Source organism: Achromobacter animicus, assembly GCF_902859585.1.
Lineage (GTDB): Bacteria > Pseudomonadota > Gammaproteobacteria > Burkholderiales > Burkholderiaceae_B > Achromobacter > Achromobacter animicus.
The window spans coordinates 437,792-455,121 of sequence record NZ_CADIJM010000002.1 but is presented as its reverse complement, the minus strand read 5'-3'; the positions used below and the strand labels follow the sequence as shown (position 1 = coordinate 455,121).

Sequence of the window (17,330 nt, the reverse complement as noted above, 5' to 3'; positions counted from 1 at the left end):
ACCATGGCACAAGATCTCGCCGGGCGCGTCGCGCTCGTCACCGGCGCGGGCGCCGGCATCGGCCGGGCCACCGCGCGCCTGCTCGCCGCGCGCGGCGCCACGGTCGGCGTCAACGACCTCAAGCAGGAGCTGGTGGACGAGGCCGTCGCCGGCATCACCGCCGAAGGCGGCAAGGCCTTCCCCGTCGTGCAGAACGTCGCCACGCGTGAAGGTATCGGCCAAGCGGTGCGACAGGCCGCCGAACAGGGCTCGCGCCTGGACATCCTGGTCAACAACGCGGCCTGGGTCCGCTATCAGAGCGTGCTGGAGATTCAGCCCGATACGCTGGAACGCATGCTGGACATTGGTTTCAAGGCCGTGATCTGGGGCATCCAGGCCGCCGCCGAGGTCATGGACCCCGAACGCGGCGGCGCCATCGTCAACGTGGCGTCGACCGCGGCGCTCAAGTCCGCCCCCAGTTCGATGGTGTACTCCGGCATCAAATCAGGCGTGCTGGGCGTGACGCGCGCGGCGGCCGCCGAACTGGGCGCGCGCCGCATCCGGGTGAACGCCGTGTGCCCGTCAGCGGTGCCCACGGAAGGCACGCAGCGCAACCGCAACGCCGAGCGCGATGCGCGCCGCGTCGCAAGCACGCCGATGGGCCGTCTGGGCACGGTGGACGACATTGCCGACGCCATCGTGTTCCTGGCCAGCGACGAGGCGCGCTTCATCACCGCGCAGGCGCTGGTGGTCGACGGCGGCATCACGTTCACGACGCTCTGATGGACACCGTCCTGCTCACCGGCGCGGCCAGCGGCATCGGCCGGGCGACGGCCCGCCGGCTGGCCGCTGCGGGCCAACGCTGCGTGCTGGTCGATCGCAACGCGCCGGCGTTGCACGCGCTGCAGGCGGAACTGCCCGCCCTCGCAGGCGACGACCATCTTGCCTGCGTGACGGACCTGACCGATGCCGGGCAGATAGCGGCGCTGGCGGACGGCATGCCGCGACTGGACGCCATCATCAACAACGCGGGCATGACGGACAGCAGTAATCGTCCCACCGTCGACCAGACGGACGAGGACTGGCAGCGGCTGCTGGACCTGAACCTGCACGCGCCCGCGCGCGTGGTCAGCGCCCTGCGCGGTTGCCTCGCCGCGGGAGCGCGTGTCGTCAACGTGGCCTCGGGCGCGGGGCTGCGCGCCATCCCATGGCGCGGCGGCTACAGCCCCAGCAAAGCCGGCCTGATCGCGCAAAGCCGCGCGCTGGCGCAGGCCGACCCCGGACTTTGTGTCACCGTGCTGTGCCCGGGATATGTGCAAACGGAACTGGTGGACGGCCTGATCGCATCCGGCCGCCTGGACCCCGCGCGCGCGGTCGCCAAGATTCCGCTGGGCCGGCTGGCCGATCCCGACGAGATCGCCTGCGCGCTGGTCTTTGCGGCGGGTGCGCAGGCCAAGCCCCTGGCAGGCAGTCTGCTGTGCGTGGATGGCGGCTCATCGGTGTACGGCGGCAGCCAGACCTATGCGCCGGCCGCGACCGAAAACCGTATTCAAATCGACGCGCCCTTGTCGCTGACCGTGCGCGGCGATTGGCCCTCGCCACGGGACGAGGCGACCGGCGACGGCTATCCCGCCGTGCTGGATGCCACGGTGCTATCCAGCCCGCCGGGGCAACGCCTGGCGGCCGTGCTGGATGCCGCGCGCCGCTTCGACCTGGACGGACCCGCCAGCCTTACGCTGCTGCTGCCCGGCGGCGAGGACCTGGCGTGGGAGCATGCCGGGGATCACGCGGCGGCGCGGATGCTCGTGGCCTCGCTGGCCTGCGAATGGGGCCCCGCGGCGCGCCGCATCAACGCGGTGCAGGTTGCGCCGGGCGCCGCGCCCGAGGCGCTGGCGCCGCTGCTGCGCTTCGTCGCGGGCGCGCAGGCGCAATACCTCACGGGTCAGGTGCTATGCAGCCAATAAGCGATCTGGACGAGATCAAAGCGCGCTTCATCGCCGCGCGCGGCTATTGGCGGCCGTGGACGGACGCGATGCTGCGCACCAATCCGGGGTTTCTCGCGCACTATGCCGACTACGCGGGCCATCCCGCCAGCACGGGTCCGCTGTCGCCGCGCATGGTCGAACTGATCTATGTGGCGCTGGACGCATCGGCCACGCATCTTTACGAAGCGGGACTTGCCACCCATCTGCGCATGGCGCGCGAGGCCGGCGCCACGGATGCCGACGTCTTCGAGGTGCTGCATCTGGTGACCCTGCAGGGGTTGAGCGCGGTCCTTCTGGCCGCCGACCTGCTGCACGAGGCCGCACCGCTACCGGCGCTGGACGCGCAAGATCCCTTGCGCGCCCGCATCGCCGCGCTGTGGCCGGAACAGGCGCCCAGACTGTTGCGGCTGGCGGCGCAGGACCGGGGCTATGTCGCCGTCCTGCTCGACTTCCTGGAAGGCGGCGCGCCGGCCGGCGGTCTGTCGCAGACGGAACGTTTGCTGATTCGCATCGCCTTGCACGCGTGCTTCACGCAGGGCGACATGGCAAACACGCGCGCGTGCATCGGTGAAGGGCTCGCACGAGGCCTGTCGCGCAGCGAGATCCTGCAAGCCATTCAACTGGGCGCCCATCTGGCCGTGCATGGCGCGGCGCTGGGCGCGACCGTCCACGCGCGTCTGCAAGACACCGCCGCGTCCCGCTGAAACGCGGACGCGCCGCGTTCACACGTGCAGCTGGTCCAGCACCGACCACCCGGCCCGCGCCTCAATGACCTCGCCGGCCGCCAGGCACAGGTCTTCGCGAAAGCGCCCGGCGACCAACTGCACCCCAACCGGCACGCCCTCGGCGCGGCCAACGGGTACGGAGAGTCCCGGCAATCCCAGGATCGCCGTTGAAATCAACGGGCTCTGCGCCCGAAGGATGTCCGCCATCACGTCCGCGCCCTGCTGATCCCGATCCACCGGAAATGGCAGCGCGAAAGACACGGGCATCAACAGGACCGGATAGCGCTCAAAGAAGCGGCCCCACTCGCGCAGGATCGTCGTGCGCATCGCCATCGCCTGGATGAAGCCGTCCTTGTCCCGGCGGGGCGTGTGCGCAAGCATGCTTTGGTACGCGTTCTGGATGGCGCGGTCGCCGGCGCGTTCGATCTCGCGCTGCATGGACCCGGCGGCTTCGTTCATCAGCACGTCCAGCCACAGCGCGGCCGCGGCGTCGAACTGCGGCGGCTCGGCAACCTCGACGAAGTAGCCCGCGTCCTGCAGCCAGCCGGCGGCGCGCTGCAGCGCGTCGGTGACTGCAGCGTCGGCCTTGTGCTGCGCCGTGCCCGCAAACAGCGCGACACGACGGCTGCTGTTCAAGTCAGGAAATTCTAGCGGCGCCGGCACCCACCAGGGATCGCGGGCGTCGCCGCCCGACATTGCCGCCAGCCCCAAGCGCAGATCCGCCACGGTACGCGCCAACGGCCCTTGCGTGGCCGCCATCTGAGAGGCTACCGGGCGCTCGGCGCGCTGGGTCGCGTTATACGCGGGCACCCTGCCCTGCGAGGGCCGCAGCCCTGCCACGCCGCACGCATACGCGGGATAGCGGATCGAGCCGCCCTGGTCGCTGCCATGCGCAAGCGGGCCGACGCCCAGCGCGGCCGCCACCGCCGCCCCGCCGCTGGAGCCGCCCGGCGTTCGCGCCACATCGAACGGATTGACGGTGCGGCCGTGCAGATCGTTGTCGCTGAACCAGCGCCAGGAAAACGCCGGGACGTTCGTGCGACCGATGACGATCGCCCCCGCGCGAAGCCAGTTGTCGACCGCCGGATTGTTTTCCTGCGCGATGAGGTCCCGGTAGGCCGTCACGCCGTTGGTCGTGGCCGTGCCCGCCAGATCCGCGTTGGCCTTGATCGTGACCGGCACGCCATGCAGCGCGCCCAACTCCTGCTTGCCGCGCACCGCCGCGTCGGCCGCATCCGCGGCGCGCAGCGCCTGATCGGCATAAGTCTCCGTCAGCGGGTTGAAGGCTGGATTGACGACTTGGGCGCGGTCCAGGCAGCTTTGCACCGCCTCCCGGCTGGATACTTCACCGTTGCGGATGGCGCGGGCCAGGTCGAGCGCGTTCCAGCGCCAGAGTGCGTTAGTCATGTTGTCTCCCTATTCTGAAATACCGGATGTGCAGGAACCGCTGCGCGGCACGCGTTCTGCCCGCCCCATCCTGCGACGCGCGCTCAATCGGCGGACGCGCCGGATTGCTTCACCATCGCCGCCCAGCGCGGAATCTCGGCGGCGATCAGGCTGGCGAACTGCTCGGGCGTGGACGGCGTGGCGTCGACGGACAGGGTTTCGTTCTGCTTCTGCACCGCGGGGTCCAGCAGCGCCTTGGCGACTGCGGCATTCAGCTTATCGATCACCGGCTTGGGCACACCCGCCGGCGTGACGATGCCGCCCCACGACACCACCTCGAACCCCTTCAAGCCCGACTCGTCGAGCGTCGGCACGTCCGGCAGCACGGGCACGCGTTTCAGGCTGGTGGCGCCCAGCACCTTGACCTGCCCAGAGCGTATGAAGGGGAGAACGCCGGCGACGTTGTCGATCATCACGTCAAGCTGCCCGCCCGCCAGATCCACAACCGCCTGCTGGCCGCTCTTGTACGGCACGTGCAACATGGTGGTGCCGGTCTCGCTCTTGAGCATTTCGCCCGCCAGGTGGGCGCTGGATCCGACCCCCAGCGATCCCACGCTGACCTTGCCGGGATTCTTTTTGGCATACGCGGCCAGCTCCTGCACGTTGTTGGCCGGCAGGCCATTGCGGGCGATCAGCACCAGCGCGTTGCTGATGGCCAGACTGACGGGCGCCAGGCTGCGCTGCGGGTCGTAGGGCAGCTTGGCGTACATGCTCTTGTTGATCGCCAGCGTGACGATGTTGCCGAAGCCGATGGTGTAGCCATCGGGCGGCGCCGACGCCAGGGCCTGCGTGCCGACGATGCCGCCCGCCCCGCCCCGGTTTTCCACGATGACCGGCTGCCCCAGTTCGCGGCCCAGCGCGTCGGCAATCGGGCGCAACACCACGTCGGGACCGGAGCCCGCGGCGTACGGAACGATGAGCTTGATCGGCCGTTCCGGCCAATCGGCGCGGGCGGCGCCGGCAGCAGTGGCGGCCACAAGGACAAGAAACAAGGAAACGGCACGGCGGGCAAAGATCGGCATGGCATTCTCCTGAAGCGCTTTTCGGGCCAGGCCTCTCGGTCTTGCCGGGCCTGATCGACGATCAGCTTAGGGATGGTCCGCGCTGCCTGTAAGGCTATATTTTTGTTAAGGTGACTACCCCAGGTTGTCAGCCGGAAACCGTCATGAAGGACCATCAATTGCGGGCGTGGCTGAAGGTCGCTGAACTGCGCAGCATCCGCGCCGCCGCCCGCAGCCTGCACCTGAGTCAGGCCGCCGTGACCAAGGCCATCAAGGAACTCGAAGCCGAACTGGACGCGCCGCTCCTGACGCGCAGCCCCAAGGGCATCGCCGTCACCGAATGCGGCGAACACCTGACGGTGCGGGCCCGCCTGGCGCAGGCGCAGCTCGCACTGGCGCGCCAGGACATCCGCCAATTGCTCAGCGGTGCGCAAGCGCGAGTGGCGGTGGGCGTGACACCCATGGTCATGCTCAGCGTGCTGCCCGACGTGCTGACCGAATTCCGGGCCAGCATGCCGGCCGCGAAGGTCAAGGTCTCGGAAGGCCTGCTGGCCTCGGTGCAGCCGGCCCTGCGCAACGGCGCGCTGGATTTTGCGCTGGCCTCGCGCATGAACGACGGCGCTGGCGGCCAGGAATTTGAATTCGAAGAACTGCGCCCGCTGGAATTCATGATTGCCTGCCGCAAGGGCCATCCGCTGGCGCGCGCGCGGCGCTGGGAAGACATCCGCGGCAGCGAATGGCTGCTCAACGTCTCGGGCGGCAGCCATACCGAAGCCTTCCTGCGCGGCCTGCGCGCGCACGGCCTGCCCGAGCCCGCCCGCGTGATCGAATGCGACACCTTCGGCGTCATGTGGAGCCTCATGACCCGCAGCGACGCGCTCATCATCTGCCCGTCCGGCATGCTCGACATCAAACCCTATGGCGACGAGGCCCGGCGCATCCGCGCGGACGTGCCGATGCCGGTGGCCAGCATCGGCATCATGACGCTGCAGGGCACGCCGCTTTCGCTGGCGGCCGCCACGATGGCGGATATGTTCCGGCGGCGCGTGGCGGCCATGGCGTAAGGCGCGCCGACACAACCTGAATTCAAGGGCCGGATTGCCCGTCATTTTTTTGTATGCAAAAATATACAAAAAACGCGCCGAGACAATCTTGCCCATTCCGAAAAGCAATTCGCAGGCCTTTGCGGCCTACAACGAGATCAAGCGCCGCATCCTGGTGGGCATGTTCACGCCCAGCCACCGCCTGCGCGAAGTGGAAGTCGCCGACCAGCTCGAAATGGGCCGCACCCCGGTGCGCGAGGCGCTCAAGCGCATCCAGGACGAAGGACTCATCACGCACGAGCCCGGCCGCGGACTGGTCGTCACCACGATGGACCAGCAGGAGGTCGGCGAGCTCTATTCCATGCGCGAAGTGCTGGAAGGCGCCGCCGCCGCCTTCGCCGCGCGCCACGCCACCGACGCCGAGATCGCGAACATGCAGGCCATCCTGGACGAAGGCGACAACGGCGACCCCGTCGCGCAGAACCTGCGCTTTCACCAGGCCATCTACAGCGCCGCGCACAACCGCTACCTGATCCGCTCGCTGCATTCGCTGACCGAGACCACCTATCTGCTGGGACGCAGCACGCTCAGCTCATCCGAGCGGGCCGGCCGCTCCAACCAGGAACACCAGGCCATCGTCGACGCCATCCGCGCCCGCGACGTCCAAGGCGCGCAAGACGCCGCCCAACATCACATTCACCAGGCCCTGCTGGAACGCCTAAAGATGCTGCGCCAGGGCTGAGCGCGGCCGTCGATCGGAGACAAGTCGATGAAGCAGTTCAACGTATCCCCGCAGCGTCTGCTGGCGGGGCTGGCCCTTCTTTTGCCCGCGCTTTGCACGCCGGTGGCCGCGTCCGCCGACACCTATCCCAGCCGGCCCATCACGCTGGTGGTGCCGTTTGCGGCGGGCGGCGGCACCGACAGCATTGCGCGCGACATGGCACGCACGCTGGCCGACAAGCTGGGCCAATCCGTGGTCGTGGAAAACCGCGGCGGCGGTGGCGGCTCCATCGGCGCCGCGCTGGTCGCCAACGCGCGCCCCGACGGCTACACGCTGCTCTTTGCCACGTCGACCTTCGTGACCAACGCCGCCGCCGGCATCAGCACCACCTACGACGTGCGCAAGTCCTTCGCGCCTATCGCCATGCTGGGCCGCGGGCCGCTCTTCGTCGTGACGGCCAAGGACCTGAAGCTGACCTCCATCGCCGGCCTGCGCGAACTCGCCGCCAAGCCGGACGCCGACCTGAACTTCTGCTCGGCCGGCAACGGCAGCATCAACCATCTGGCCGGCGAACTGTTCAAGCAGAAGACCAACACCGCCATGACACACGTGCCGTACAAGGGCAGCGGCCCGGCCACCGTCGATCTGCTGGCCGGTCGCGTCCAGGTGTTCTTCGCCACGGTGCCCACCATTCTGTCGCAGGTGCGCGACCAGCGCGTGGACCTGCTGGCCGTCACGGGCAAGACGCGCTCGCCACTCTTTCCCGACACGCCTACCGTGGCCGAGGCGGGTGTGCCCGACTTCGACATCACGACGTGGTGGGGCGTTTTGGCGCCGGCCGGCACGCCGCCTGAAGTCGTCGCCAAACTGAACCAGTCCATCAACGCGGCCGCCGCCGACACGCTGGTGGCCGATCGCCTCAAGCACGAAGGCGCGCAGGCCATCAGCGGGTCTCCGAACGACTTCGGCAAGGCGCTGGCCGCCGAACTGGAGATGTGGCAAGGCGTGGTCAAGAAGTCCGGCATGGCGCTGGATTGAGCTGCCGCGCGCCGCGACGGCACAGAGACAACAAGGAGACACCATGCAGCATTCTTTCCCCCTGAACCCCGCGCGCCGCCGCCTACTGCAAGGAGCGGCGGCCGGCACGGCATTGTTTTTGGCCGGCGCGGCGCGCGCGGCCGACGCTTACCCGTCCAAGCCCGTGACGATGATCGTGCCCTACGCGCCCGGCGGCCAGGGCGACGTCTTCGCCCGCATCCTGGCCGAACGCCTGGGCACGGAATTCAAGCAGACCTTCATTGTCGAAAACCGCCCCGGCGCGTCGGGCGCCGTGGGGTCGCGCATCGTGCTGCGCGCGCCGGCCGATGGCTACACGCTGCTGCTCGGACAGACCGGCGAAATCGCCGTCAACCCTTACGCCATGAAGTCGCTGGGCTACGACCCGCTGCGCGAGTTCGCGCCGGTGATTCTGGTGGGCGATTCGCCGCTGGTGCTGGCCGTTCCGGAAAAGTCGCCCTATGCGGACCTGGCCGCGCTGATCGCCGCGGCCCGCGCCAAGCCGGACGCCCTGGCCTACGCGTCCTCCGGCACCGCCACGCCCGGCCACCTGGCCGCCGCCGCGTTGGCGCTCGGCACGCAAACCCGCATGATCCACGCGCCCTACAAGGGCGCGGGCCAGGCCATGTCCGACCTGCTGGGCGGCCACGTCGACTTCTTCTTTTCCAGCGCATCGGCCGTCATGCCCCACATCAACAGCGGCCGCTTGAAGGCGCTGGCGGTATCCTCGCGGGAGCGCCTGGGCATCCTGCCCAACGTCCCCACCATCAGCGAGGCCGCCGTGCCGGACTTCCAATTCAGTCTGTGGGGCGGCGTCTTCGCGCCCGCGCAGACACCCCCGGCGGTGGTCGAACAGCTCAACGCGAAGCTGAACGCCATCCTGGCCGAGCCCGCGATCAAGTCGCGGCTGGAAGGCGACGGCGCCGCCGTGCGTCCGAACACTTCGCAGGAATTCACGGCCTTCGTGCACAGCGAAGCCGCCAAGTATCAAAACCTGGTGCAAGCCACCGGGGTCCAGGTCGAATAAGCCCGGCCGATCAACCCACAGGAAAACGCTCCCATGAAAATCGTTGTACTCCCCGGCGACGGCATCGGCCCCGAAACCATGGCGGTCGCCGTCGACGTGCTTGAAGCCGCGTCGCGCCGCTTCGGCCTGAATCTGCAGTTCGACCACGACATCGCGGGCCATGACAGCCTGAAAAAGCACGGCGCCACCGTCACGCCCGCCCTCCTGGAAAAGGTCAAGGCCGCCGACGGCCTGATGCTCGGCCCCATGGCCACGTATGACTTCAAGGACGAGGCCCGCGGCGAGATCAATCCGTCGATGTACTTTCGCAAGAAGCTCGACCTGCACGCCAACATCCGCCCTGCGCGGACCTACCCCGGCATGCAGGCGCGTTTGGGCGAATTCGATCTGGTCGTGGTGCGCGAAAACACCGAAGGCTTCTACGCCGACCGCAACGTCGAGTCCGGCGGCAGCGAAATGCTGATCACGCCCGACGTCGTCGTGTCGCTGCGCCGCATTACCCGACAGTGCTGCGAGCGCATCGCGCGCACGGCGTTCGAGCTGGCCATGACGCGGAGCAAGCACGTCACGATGGTGCACAAGGCCAACGTGCTTAAGCTGGGCGACGGCATGTTCCTGGAAATGTGCCGCCGGGTCGCCCAGGAGTTTCCGGAAGTGCGCGTGGACGACGTAATCGTCGACGCCATGATGGCGCACGTGGTGCGCGCGCCGCAGCGCTACGACGTCGTCGTCACCACCAACATGTTCGGCGACATTTTGTCCGACCTGACCGCCGAACTGTCGGGCAGCCTGGGCCTGGGCGGCTCGCTGAACGCCGGCCGCGACTACGCGATGGGCCAGGCCGCGCACGGCTCGGCGCCCGACATCGCCGGCCAGAACATCGCCAACCCGATCTCGCTGATCCTGTCGGGCGCGATGCTGCTGAACTGGCACGGCCAGAAGACCGGTAACGCTGCGTTCACGCAGGCCGCCGCCGCCATCGAGGCCACCATCGCCGACACCATCCTCGCGCAGGAATGCACACGCGACGTCGGCGGCAAGCTGGGCACGCGCGAAGCCGGCGCGGCCTTCGTCACGCGCCTGCAGGTGGGCTGACCATGACGGCGCCGCAGCTACCCGCCGGCGCCTGCGACTGCCACGTCCACGTGGTGGCGCCGCAGGCCGACTACCCCATGCTGGCGGACCGGCACTATACGCCCGGCCCCGCGTCAGCGGATGCGCTGCGCGCTCACATGCAACGGCTGGGCCTCGCCCACGCCGTCATCGTGCAGCCCAGCATTTATGGCAGCGACAACCGCCTGCTCGTCGACAGCCTGCTGGCGTTTGACGGCGCGGCGCGCGGCGTTGCCGTGGCGGATGACGACGTCGCCGACACCGAACTCACGCGCCTGCACGACGCCGGTGTCCGCGGCGTCCGCGTCAACCTGGAAAGCACGGGCGCCAGCGACGCCGCCGCCGTCAGCCGCGCGCTGTCGGCGTCGGCCGGTCGTCTGGCGGGGCAAGGCTGGCACATCCAGGTCTACGCCTCGCTCGACGCCATCGCCAGCGCCGCCCCCGCGCTGGCCCGGCTGCCGGTCCCGGTGGTGCTGGATCACTTCGCGATGATTCCGGCGCAGGTTGCGCTGGACGATCCCCGTGTCCTGCAGGTGCTGGACCTGGTCGGCAGCGGCGCCGCCTACGTCAAGCTGTCGGCGTCCTACCGCATTAGCGCGGACCCTCATGACGGCGGCGAAGCCCAGCGCATAACCGCGCTGGCCCGCGCCTTTATCGATCGCAATCCGGAACGTGCACTGTGGGCCAGCGATTGGCCGCATACGAATCGCGAGCCGGGCAAACTTCCGACCGAGATCAGCGCGTATCGCGACGTCCCGGCCGTCCGCCTGCTGCACGAAATCGGATCCTGGCTGCCGGACGCAGCACTCCAGCGCCAGGTGCTGGCGGCCAATCCCGCGGCGCTGTATGGTTTCTAGTCCTTAGCGCAGCGGAGACCGCCGCATGAATCTTTCGCTACGCCACATGAAGGCCTTCACGGCCCTGGCGGCATTGCGCAGTTTCACGCGCGCGGCCGAGCACTGCTGCCTGACCCAGAGCGCGTTCAGCGCGTTGATCTCCAATCTGGAAAGCGACCTCGGCGTGAAGCTGTTTTCGCGCAGCACGCGCAACGTGGAACTGACCGCCGAGGGCGAAGCCTTTCAGAACATCATCGCCCACCTGCTGCCCGAGACCGAGCGTGCCCTGGCCGAAATGCGCGACCACGTCGAGCGCCGCAAGGGCCGCGTCGCGCTCGCCGCGCTGCCGTCGATATCGTCGGGCATCCTGCCCGGTCTCATCGCCCGCTTCACCGCGGATTACCCCGGCATCAGCGTGCAGGTGCAGGACGTGGCCAGCACGGTATGCATCGACATGGTCCGCAACCGCCAGGTGGATTTCGCGCTGTGCGCGGCCGCCTATCCCAGCACTGACCTCGACATCGAGGTGCTTGCGCGCGACACGTTCCATTTCATCTGCCCCGCCAGCCATCCGCTGGCAACGCGCCGCCGCCTGTCGGTGCAGGACGTGCTGGACTATCCGATCATCGGATTCGAAAGCAACAGCAGCATCCGCCAGCATCTGGATGCCGCCATCTATCCCCGGCAGTGGCTGCGCTCGCATCAGGTCAACAGCCTGTCGACTGCAGCCGGATTCATCGCGGCTGGCCTGGGCGTCACCATCGCCCCCACCTTGGCGCTCTTTCAGTTCCGGCTGGCCGGCTTGAAAGCCGTGCCGCTGACGCTGCCGATCAACGAGCGCGACATCTGTCTGGCACGGCGCCGCGACGCCACCGATTCGCTGGCCGCGCAGGCATTCCTGGCGCTGCTGCGCGAACACCTGCAGCCCGCCGTACAGGCGCTGGCCCGCACGCTGGACTGACGCCTCCCCAACAAAAGCATGCCTGCGGGCGCGACGGCAGCTATGCCTCGCGCCCGCATTCGCGCGCCAATTACATGCCCGCGCGCATTTATCGATTTCCTCGATTTTCTTATCCAAATTATCCATTCATCGACTAAGACGGCCTGTCTATCATGGGTTCACAACAGCAGAACAATCCAAGGAGACAACTTCATGAAGCGCCTTGCCCGTGTCCTCGTTGGCGGCTGCCTGTCCGCCGCCTTTGCCGCTGCCGCCCCCCTCGCCTTCGCCGAGAGCTATCCCGCCAAACCCGTGCGCCTGATGGTCGGCATGGCGCCCGGCGGCTCAAATGACACCGTGGCCCGCCTGGTCGCCGCGGAACTATCGAAGACCTGGCCGCAGCCGATGATCGTCGAGAACAAGCCGGGCGCGAACAGCACCATCGCCACGGGCGAACTGAAGCGCTCGCCCGCCGACGGCTACACGCTGATGCTGGTGATTTCCTCGCACGTCACCAACACGCTGCTGTATCCCAACCTCACCTATACGCTCAAGGACTTCGCGCCGGTCTCGCTGATCGCCGACACGCCGTTCGTGCTGGTGGCCAATCCCAAGTTCGAGCCCAACACCACCAAGGATCTGATCACGCTGGCCAAGAAGAAAGAACGCGGCATCGACTTCGGCACGCCGGGGCAGGGTTCCACGCAGCACATCTCGCTGGAGCTTCTGGACCAGATGGCCGGCATCCGCATGAACCACATCCCCTACAAGGGCGGCGCGCCCGCGCAGACCGACGTGATCGGCGGGATGATTCCGCTGATCTTCGCCACGCCCACGCAGAGCCTGCCCTTCATCAAGCAGAACAAGCTCAAGGCGCTGGCGGTGACCTCCAAGGAGCGCCTGCCGCAACTGCCCGACGTGCCCACGCTGGCCGAGTCCGGCGTGCCCGGCTACGAGGCCAACGTGTGGTTCGGCATCATCGCGCCCGCCGGCACGCCGCCGCAGGTCGTCGACTTCCTGCACAAGGAGATTTCGCGCGTGGTCCGCGAGCCCGGCATGCAGGCGCGCCTGGATGAAATGGGCCTGAAACCGCTGGATGAATCGCCCGCGCAGTTCCAGCAATTGATCGACAGCGAAAAAGTGAAATGGGCTGGCGTCATCAAGCAAAGCAACATCAAGTTCGACTGATCCCATCCAACCCGGAGCATCCCCGCATATGCCTACCATCGAATCCGTCTCTGTCTGCATTGCCCGCGTGCCGCTCGCGAATCCGGTCACGTTCTCCACACGCCAGGTCAAGGCGCGCGAATACTGCCTGGTGCGCGTGCGCTCCACCGACGGCCAGGAGGGCCTGGGCTACTGCTACGCCGTGAACAGCGCGGGACGCCTGTTGTCCGTAGCCGTGACGGACCTGCTGGCGCCCCGCCTGATCGGCCAGGAATCGTTGCGCGTCGAAGGCCTGTGGAACGAGCTGTACCAGGAAGCGCTGCTGCTGGGCCGCGCCGGCGGCGTAATGCGCGCCCTGTCCGCCATCGACACGGCGCTTTGGGATTTGAACGCACGCAGCGCCGGCGTGCCGCTCTACCAATACCTGGGCGCCACCGTGAAAGACCGCGTGCCCGCCTACGCCAGCGGCGGGTACTACCAGCCGGGCAAGACGCCGGACAAGCTGGCCGCCGAGATGGCGCAGCACGTCAAAGAGGGCTTTCGCGCCGTCAAGATGAAGGTCGGCCTGGAAAGCGTGGCCGGCGAGCGCAAGCGCATCGCCGCCGTGCGCGAGGCCATCGGCGACGACGTGCGCCTGATGCTGGACGCCAACAACGCGTGGCGCGACCTGCCCACCGCGCTGGAATACATGCGCGCGTTCGAGCCCTATCACCCCTTCTGGATCGAGGAGCCCTTCTCGCCCGACGACATCGACAACCACGTGCGGCTGGCGCGCGCCACGCCGGTCACCGTCGCCACCGGCGAAGTCGAGGCCGGCCGCTGGCGCTTCAAGGACCTGATCGCCAGCGGCGCCACCACCATCCTGCAGACCGACGCGACCGTGTGCGGCGGCATCACCGAATGGCGCCGCATCGCGGCCACGGCCGACAGCCACGGCATCACCGTGGCGCCGCACGCCTGGCACGACGTGCACATCCACTTGGCCGCCAGCGCGCCCAACGCGACCTACGTGGAATGGATGCCGGACGACCACATCGTCAACTTCCGCCGCCTGATCGACCGCCAACTGCAGGCCGAGGATGGCAACCTGCTGGTGCCTTCCGAGCCCGGCCTTGCCTTCCGGTTCAGCGACGACGCCATCGCCGAATACGGTGTGGTCTATCCCGGCGAACGCGACCGCTGGCAGGTCGTCCGTTGAACACGGCCGCCCCCGCGCTGGGCCTGCTGCTGTCGGCCAAGGTCGACCGCGCGCATGGCCCGCGCCTCGACGCCCTCGCACTGGATGCCGGCGTGCGCCTGCGACGCCATCGGGTCGAAGACGCCGACCCCGCGCGTATCGACGTGGCGTTCTTTTCACGTGATCTGTACGAAGGCAGTTCGCTGCGCAAGCCCGGCCCGCTGTCCGATGCCTTCTTTCGGGTGGCGGACGCCGCGCCGGGGCTGCGCTGGCTGCACGTCTGTTCGTCGGGGCAGGACCTGCCGCAGTATGCGCACACGTTGGCGCGCGGCGTTCCGGTCACCGCCTCCACCGGCGTCACCGCTGCCCCCATCGCGCAGACCGCCGTGGCCGCCATCCTGGCGCAGTCGCGCGGCTTCGACCGCTGGCTCGCGTCGCAGGCGCGGCGCGAATGGCAGCCGCTGACCGGCGACGCCCGTCCGCGAGATCTGTCGTCCATGCACTTGCTGGTGCTGGGCGCGGGCGCCATCGGGCAGGAGATCGGGCGCTTGTGCTCGGCGCTGGGTCTGGGCACGACGGCCGTTCGCCGGCATGCCGAGCCGCTGGCCGGCTTTGACGATGTCATCGGCATGGCGCAGCTGGACGACGCGTTGCCCCATTGCGACTGGCTCGTGCTGGCGCTTCCGTTGAATGCCGAGACGGCCGGCATCATCGACGCGCGCCGGATTGCCCTGTTGCCGCGCGGCGCGCGCATCGTCAATGTCGCGCGCGGCGAGCTGGTGGATGAAATCGCGCTAACGGATGCGCTGGCAGCGGGACGCCTGGCGGGCGCTTACCTCGACACGTTTACGGAAGAACCGCTGCCGCAAGCGTCGCCGCTATGGTCGCTGCCGTCGGTGTGGATCAGCCCGCATAACAGCGCCGCGTCGCTCGGGCACGAGGACCGGGTTGTCGATTGCTTTGCGGATGAGTTCCAGCGCTGGCTGACGCGTCACGCGACGGCGTTTTCCACCCCCAAAAGCTGACCTCGTCAGTCCGATTCCCTCCGCATCATCGTGCTAACGGCCGGCATCTCGTCAGCAGGCACGGATCCTTGCTGTACCACCACTCCTACGATTCTGTCGCCGCATTTCTCGGCTTCGGCCGAATGCGCTTAAATATCGCTTTAATTGGGGACTCGCTTCCCAAGGCCAGCAGCGCCAATGTGCGCCGCCACCGCGCCTCGTCGAAAGCCATATCCAGAATCCGGAGTCTCTGCCTTGTTCCGCAGATTTGAAAGCCAGCTCAATCCGTTCCCTTCCGAGAATGTCCCCCCGCCGCCCACGGGTTTCTTCGCCTTCTTGTGGTTCTGCACGCACGGTTCGCGCCGCTACATCGCCGCGCTGGCGATCCTGAGCGCGGCGGTCTCCATATACGAAGCGTGGCTCTTCGCCTTCCTGGGGCAGGTTGTCGACATGCTCACCGCCTGGAAAGCCGGCGAGGCCGCGTCGGCACACGAACGCCAGGTCCTGTGGGGCATTGCCATCGTGCTGTGCGTCAGCGTTGGCGTCGTCGCGCTACGTACACTGGTCCAGCATCAGGTCCTGGCCATCAACCTGCCGCTGCGCCTGCGATGGGACTTTCACCGCATGATGCTGCGGCAAAGCCTGTCGTTTTTCTCTGATGAGTTCGCCGGCCGCGTCACCACCAAGGTCATGCAGACCGCGCTTGCCGTGCGCGAAGTGCTGCTGACCTTCTGCGAAATCGTGCTCGGCATCGCTGTCTACTTCGTCACCATCGTCGCGCTGGCCGGGGGCTTCGACTGGCGTCTGATGCTGCCCTTCATCGGCTGGATGGCGCTCTACGGCCTGGCCATGATGTATTTCGTGCCGCGGCTGGGCAAGGTCGGCAAAGAGCAGGCGCATGCCCGATCGTCCATGACCGGACGCGTCACCGATGCCTACACCAACATCACCACCGTCAAGCTTTTCTCGCACACCAATCGCGAGGCCCGCTTTGCGCGCGCCGCCATGGAGGACTTCAAGGAAACCGGCTACCGCCAGATGCGTCTGGTCAGCCAGTTTGAAATCGTGAACCAGGCGCTGGTGTCGGCGCTGATCCTGGCGGCCGGCGGCTACGCGCTGTGGCTGTGGCACGGCAACGAAGTCGGCACCGGCGCTGTGGCGGCGGTGACCGCGATGGCGCTGCGCGTGAACGGCATGTCGCACTGGATCATGTGGCAGATGACCTCGCTGTTCGAGAACATCGGCACCGTGCAGGACGGCATCGCCACCCTGACCCACGTCCCGAAGGTGCAGGACGCGCCCAACGCCGCCACCCTGCAAGTCACGCAAGGCGAAGTCCAGTTCGATGACGTCTATTTCAACTACAACAACGAGCGCCAGGTCCTCGACGGCCTGACCCTCACCGTGCGCCCCGGCGAAAAGATCGGCCTGGTCGGACGATCCGGCGCCGGCAAATCCACGCTCATCAACCTGCTGCTGCGCTTCTACGACGTCGAACGGGGACACATCCGCATCGACGGCCAGGACATCTCGAAGGTCACGCAGGACAGCCTGCGCAGCGCCATCGGGATGGTCACGCAGGACACATCGCTCCTGCACCGCTCCATCTGCGACAACATCGCGTATGGCCGCCCCGACGCCAGCCGCGAAGAAATCCGCGCCGCCGCGGCCCGCGCACAGGCCGACGACTTCATCCAGCAGCTCAGCGACTCGCACGGCAACACCGGCTACGACACGCTCGTCGGCGAACGCGGCGTCAAGCTGTCGGGCGGCCAGCGCCAGCGCATCGCAATTGCCCGCGTCATGCTCAAGAACGCGCCCATCCTGCTGCTGGACGAAGCTACCAGCGCATTGGATTCGGAAGTGGAAGCCGCCATTCAGGAGAGCCTGGACGAAGTCATGCAGGGCAAAACCGTCATCGCCATCGCGCACCGCCTGTCCACCATCGCCGCGATGGACCGTCTCATCGTGATGGATCAAGGCCAGATCATCGAACAGGGCAGCCATGCGGAACTGCTGGCAATGAACGGCGTGTACGCGCGCCTGTGGCGGCATCAGAGCGGGGGTTTCCTGGCCGAAGAGCCGAGCCAACCGGTTTGATTTGGTAGCC

16 protein-coding genes are annotated in these 17,330 nt (G+C 67.8%); 14 read left to right on the top strand and 2 right to left on the bottom strand.

The window, feature by feature from the left end:
- The first annotated feature begins 3 nt into the window (after nt 1-3).
- Genes HV681_RS06995 through HV681_RS06985 form a run of 3 tightly spaced genes read left to right on the top strand, consistent with a single transcriptional unit; the run spans nt 4 to nt 2,668 of the window.
- Nucleotides 4-762: an SDR family NAD(P)-dependent oxidoreductase gene (locus tag HV681_RS06995; RefSeq protein WP_175122383.1), complete on the top strand. Its 759-nt coding sequence runs from the start codon at nt 4-6 to the stop codon at nt 760-762.
- Nucleotides 762-1,943 carry an SDR family oxidoreductase gene (locus HV681_RS06990; RefSeq protein WP_175122382.1) on the top strand — a complete coding sequence of 394 codons (1,182 nt, stop codon included), beginning with the start codon at nt 762-764 and terminating at the stop codon, nt 1,941-1,943. The genes HV681_RS06995 and HV681_RS06990 overlap by 1 nt, the downstream gene beginning before the upstream one ends.
- The gene (locus HV681_RS06985) at nt 1,931-2,668 is read left to right on the top strand and encodes a carboxymuconolactone decarboxylase family protein (RefSeq protein WP_175122381.1); all 738 of its coding nucleotides are present in this window, start codon (nt 1,931-1,933) and stop codon (nt 2,666-2,668) included. The genes HV681_RS06990 and HV681_RS06985 overlap by 13 nt, the downstream gene beginning before the upstream one ends.
- Before the next feature lie 18 nt (nt 2,669-2,686).
- On the opposite strand, the gene HV681_RS06980 is transcribed toward HV681_RS06985, so the two are convergent.
- Nucleotides 2,687-4,096, bottom strand: a complete 1,410-nt coding sequence (locus HV681_RS06980; RefSeq protein WP_175122380.1) for an amidase family protein — start codon at nt 4,094-4,096, stop codon at nt 2,687-2,689.
- Nucleotides 4,097-4,179: 83 nt separating this feature from the next.
- Nucleotides 4,180-5,157, bottom strand: a complete 978-nt coding sequence (locus HV681_RS06975; protein ID WP_175122379.1) for a Bug family tripartite tricarboxylate transporter substrate binding protein — start codon at nt 5,155-5,157, stop codon at nt 4,180-4,182.
- A 143-nt stretch (nt 5,158-5,300) separates the two neighbouring features.
- Here HV681_RS06975 and HV681_RS06970 point away from each other — a divergent pair, with 143 nt between their 5' ends.
- From HV681_RS06970 to HV681_RS06920, 11 genes are all read left to right on the top strand, one after another.
- Complete coding sequence (locus HV681_RS06970) at nt 5,301-6,200, top strand: LysR substrate-binding domain-containing protein (protein ID WP_175122378.1); 900 nt, start codon at nt 5,301-5,303, stop codon at nt 6,198-6,200.
- A gap of 88 nt (nt 6,201-6,288) precedes the next feature.
- The gene (locus HV681_RS06965; protein ID WP_175122377.1) at nt 6,289-6,921 is read left to right on the top strand and encodes a GntR family transcriptional regulator; all 633 of its coding nucleotides are present in this window, start codon (nt 6,289-6,291) and stop codon (nt 6,919-6,921) included.
- A 27-nt stretch (nt 6,922-6,948) separates the two neighbouring features.
- A complete protein-coding gene (locus HV681_RS06960) occupies nt 6,949-7,938 on the top strand; it encodes a tripartite tricarboxylate transporter substrate binding protein (protein WP_175122376.1) in 990 nt (329 codons plus the stop codon).
- 43 nt (nt 7,939-7,981) lie between these two features.
- Nucleotides 7,982-8,983: a Bug family tripartite tricarboxylate transporter substrate binding protein gene (locus HV681_RS06955; RefSeq protein ID WP_175122375.1), complete on the top strand. Its 1,002-nt coding sequence runs from the start codon at nt 7,982-7,984 to the stop codon at nt 8,981-8,983.
- A gap of 33 nt (nt 8,984-9,016) precedes the next feature.
- On the top strand, nt 9,017-10,078 hold the full coding sequence (locus tag HV681_RS06950) for an isocitrate/isopropylmalate dehydrogenase family protein (RefSeq protein WP_175122374.1): 1,062 nt from the start codon (nt 9,017-9,019) through the stop codon (nt 10,076-10,078).
- Nucleotides 10,079-10,080: 2 nt separating this feature from the next.
- Entirely contained in the window at nt 10,081-10,953 is an 873-nt protein-coding gene (locus tag HV681_RS06945; protein WP_175122373.1) for an amidohydrolase family protein, read from the top strand.
- A gap of 25 nt (nt 10,954-10,978) precedes the next feature.
- Complete coding sequence (locus HV681_RS06940) at nt 10,979-11,893, top strand: LysR family transcriptional regulator (RefSeq protein ID WP_175122372.1); 915 nt, start codon at nt 10,979-10,981, stop codon at nt 11,891-11,893.
- 192 nt (nt 11,894-12,085) lie between these two features.
- Nucleotides 12,086-13,060: a tripartite tricarboxylate transporter substrate binding protein gene (locus HV681_RS06935; RefSeq protein ID WP_175122371.1), complete on the top strand. Its 975-nt coding sequence runs from the start codon at nt 12,086-12,088 to the stop codon at nt 13,058-13,060.
- Nucleotides 13,061-13,088: 28 nt separating this feature from the next.
- Nucleotides 13,089-14,237 (top strand): mandelate racemase/muconate lactonizing enzyme family protein, encoded by a 1,149-nt coding sequence (locus HV681_RS06930; protein ID WP_175122370.1) that lies wholly within the window; start codon nt 13,089-13,091, stop codon nt 14,235-14,237.
- Nucleotides 14,234-15,241 (top strand): NAD(P)-dependent oxidoreductase, encoded by a 1,008-nt coding sequence (locus HV681_RS06925; protein WP_175122369.1) that lies wholly within the window; start codon nt 14,234-14,236, stop codon nt 15,239-15,241. The genes HV681_RS06930 and HV681_RS06925 overlap by 4 nt, the downstream gene beginning before the upstream one ends.
- A gap of 234 nt (nt 15,242-15,475) precedes the next feature.
- Nucleotides 15,476-17,320 (top strand): ABC transporter ATP-binding protein, encoded by a 1,845-nt coding sequence (locus tag HV681_RS06920; protein WP_175122368.1) that lies wholly within the window; start codon nt 15,476-15,478, stop codon nt 17,318-17,320.
- Nucleotides 17,321-17,330: the final 10 nt, after the last annotated feature.